Here is a 3,396-nt window from a genome sequence, read left to right on the forward strand (position 1 = left end):
TGAGTCAGCTGCCGGTAATGCGTAGTCATCTGCGCTTGAATCCTTCGGTGTGAGAGCCTGGATTCTACCGGTGGCTGGCTCTCTGCCTCTCGTTTCAAGCGTTGCGCTTATTCTATGAATTCAGGCGATAATCTCGCGGAAGGGTGTAGTCCCCCCTCCACGTGTAGAAAACCAGTTTTCCGAGTTCAGCAACCACATCTGCAACACTTAATTTTCTACCATAGTGCTTACATTGGTAATTGTCCCATCCCGATGAGAATCGAGCGATAACGTCGCGCCCTTTGTCTCCTGCGCCCGCGCAACGGGTGACCTTCTCGTATTCCTTATCAAAATAAAAAACCAGCTCTAGGGTAAATATCTCCCACTCATCGGCCGACATTATCATCAGGCGATCCAAGGGATGAACCGGCTCTCCTTTTTGCACATCGAGCGCCGTGAGCATAAGCTCTGGGGCCGGGGGAGTTTTTATGGGGTTCTCACCGATAGACATTGGCCACCCTGTTCCACGTAAATGCCTTATGCGTCAGAAACAGATCAAGATTAATCATAGTCCGATATCGCGCTCAAACTGGCAATCCTTGATTCGGTTTGGCATATCGCCGAGCACCTTGCTAGAGTTTTTCCGCAAGGCGCCAGAAAGCACTTTCAGAAATTCTTGATTCAATTCCATGTTTTCTGAAAGCTCGCCAATAACAATATCAATATGAACGTCAGCCTTTTCCAAGGCCACCGTTAATGCCGCTCGTGCGGCGCCAATCGGCTTATCCATTGCATATTCAACTAGATCTGCGGGATTGAATTTATAGCCTTGGTCAAGTTCATTCATCCACATGTCCCCTAGATGCTATTTGGATGTTATTCATCAATTTTTCTGGCATGACAAAGATGCCCGATTGTAAATCGTCGGGATAAATTCTATGTTTATATTATAAATTGCGTGGTGGTGCAGCTGATCCATGCTGATCTCCAGTTGGGGGACCTTCTTCCTCACAGGAAGGTTAACTGGGCGCCCGAGCGTCCTTGAGTAATGGCACGATAACATCCCTTTACGCATGACTGTGATACCCGGTACGCGTCAGTCGCTGGCGACGATGGATGCTAGCGACTGCATTCCGACATCGTGCGCCGTGATCTCGACATCATGTTTGCCTTTGTGCTGCGGGGAGGTTGATTTGGTCTTAGCGGGAAAACGGTCCCGCCGACTTCTAGGCTCTTTCCTCAGCCCAATTCATTGTGACTCGTCGAACGTAGGTTTTTCCGTCGATGGGAATGTCTTGCCCGCAGCTGGTTGCGTAGTCGAGTAGCACTACCGGGTACCCGAGCGGTCCGCCGGTTTGCACCGACACCCTGGATTGGTGGCTGGGCACTCGACATCTCTGTGCACCCGCCCCCGGTTTCGTCGCACTGGACATGGAAGGCTTACGCTAGCCAGTACTTATTGATGTTTGCCTCATGCATGGGAATCGTTACCCTTGTTCAAACGAGCCAAAGGTCGTCTGGGCCGAGATAGCTGAGGGCTATTTGTCCGCTCTTTGGTATCAAAGTCGCCCGTAAAACAACACCCCCGCGAGCTGGGTTTAACGGGTGAGACAGAACACCCAAGGTTAATCCCTCGGCGGAAAGAACGTGCGGCTGGCCTTCCCAGAGATAAAGAGATAATGCCGAATTAGGTGGTGGGGGGGCAGCGTGCCAAAGAACGTTGGCCGTATAGTGACGTTCTGCCCAAGTTCGACCGTGAGCGGGGACAGAATCTTCAGTAAATCTGAGCCACAATGCTCTCGTTTCAGGTGTCGGCCAATCGTGTTGGCCTGACGAAGCGACGACTTGGGGAGATTGGAGCCACATCCGTAGTTCATGTGCCGCTGTAAACGTAGCCCCTGTATCGTTGACCGCTTTGATGGCGGCTAACCGCGAATTAAATCCGGCTTGTATAAGTATCGAAGCCGACCTATTCATTGTGCCAGTCTCGACTGCTGGCATAACGAGGCCAAGCTCGTAGTCGTCCAAAGCAAGGCCGAAATCTCCAACCACGTCTCCATTCGCGGCAGCGCGGACACGCAACGCTTCCATCGCCCAAGGCAGGCGGTAGACGAGTCCTCCTTCGATGAATTGCAGGGCGTTCCCTTCCTGGCCAGCAATCAGAGCGCTCAATGATTCACCTAGGAGCCAAGAGCGCAGGATTTCTCGCCAGTTGGCAGGGAAGGGATCCGGCGCGAATGGGTAGAACGTGAATACCCGCTCTGCGATTCCTGCAATGGCTCGTATGGCTGTTTCGCTATCTCCGATAAGCAAGGCTCCATTAGCCTCGATCAGTAATGCGTTAGCTTCTACTGCAACGGCGTCTAGCGATTGGCCAGCCTCCAAGCCAAGACCTGATAGGTAGTAGCCTCGTCGAGTCGCAGCAGTAGAGCGAGCCCAAATATAGCGGCTTCGGGCCAAGAGCGCCGACTTCATTATGGCGCGCGATGGCTCGTCTAATCGCAGGAGGCGTCTTTGCCAGAGCGAAGATTGTAAGATCGCGTCGAGCGCGGCTTCGATCCCTTCATCCGGCACATCGGAATCGCCGATCAGACCGAGTATCGCAGTGTCGAACGTCGCAATATTCCGCTCCCAATCCTTTCGAGCACGATCCTCATTAGCCAGTTTCTCACCAACTACTACCGGAAAAGTCCAGGCAACGGCGCTGTTCACGACATACTCCATAAGCTGGTTAAGGTCGCCTCCTATCCGTTTGTGCATACGCAACAGCAGCGAGCTGAGAAGCATGACTAATCCGCTCTCCATATCTCGTGCGCCTTTGTTCTCGATCAGCTCGACCCATTCATTGTGTTTCTGGTTTCGCCGATCTTCGAATATCGGAAAGAGGACGAGACCCTCTACGTCTATATAGGCGCGACCGGCACGACCGATAATGTTCTTAAATTCCGATATCTTGATCTTCTCACCGTGTCTATACAGTGAATGCATCACGATCGCTGTGGCAGAAAGGTTCAATCCTTGCGCTAGCGTTGGCGATGAAATCGTAACGCGCAGGCTGCCTCTACGAAGCAGGTGCTCCACTTCCTTACGGTAAGCCGTGGGCAATGCCCCGTGGTGCAGCGCAACGCCGAGTCGCAGGCATTTGAGGATGTCGCTATCTACACCCAGCCATTCTGTACCAAGGGCAATCGCAGTCTGCAGCACGGCCGGATCGACTGTGAGTAAGGATCGCAACGCACCACGCTCGTGAAGATCGACGATGATCTTCGCAAATGGCTCGACACTGCGTCTGTAGTGGTCAACTAATCCCGGACACGACGTTAAGTTTTTCTTCGGCCCGAGCTGGCGCCAGCCCATCATTGAATTGATGGGGTCGAATCCAATTGTACCGATGCATCAAGAAATGGCTGATATCGC

The 3,396-nt window shown here is 52.6% G+C and carries 3 protein-coding genes; all 3 read right to left on the reverse strand.

Translation table 11 applies throughout. The features are described from left to right. Positions 1–112 precede the first annotated feature (112 nt). Complete coding sequence (locus AC19YT_RS27955) at positions 113–490, reverse strand: hypothetical protein (RefSeq protein ID WP_500611362.1); 378 nt, start codon at positions 488–490, stop codon at positions 113–115. A 54-nt stretch (positions 491–544) separates the two neighbouring features. Further along, entirely contained in the window at positions 545–826 is a 282-nt protein-coding gene (locus AC19YT_RS27960; RefSeq protein WP_096144585.1) for a hypothetical protein, read from the reverse strand. Between the two features lie 650 nt (positions 827–1,476). Then, entirely contained in the window at positions 1,477–3,183 is a 1,707-nt protein-coding gene (locus AC19YT_RS27965; protein WP_500611363.1) for a helicase-related protein, read from the reverse strand. Positions 3,184–3,396 lie beyond the last annotated feature (213 nt).

It is taken from the genome of Pseudomonas sp. MF08875, from assembly GCF_059862525.1.

Coding starts and splice junctions, on each gene's coding strand:
- AC19YT_RS27955 (WP_500611362.1), bottom strand. CDS start 490: ATGTCTATCGGTGAGAACCCCATAAAAACTCCCCCGGCCCCAGAGCTT.
- AC19YT_RS27960 (WP_096144585.1), bottom strand. CDS start 826: ATGAATGAACTTGACCAAGGCTATAAATTCAATCCCGCAGATCTAGTT.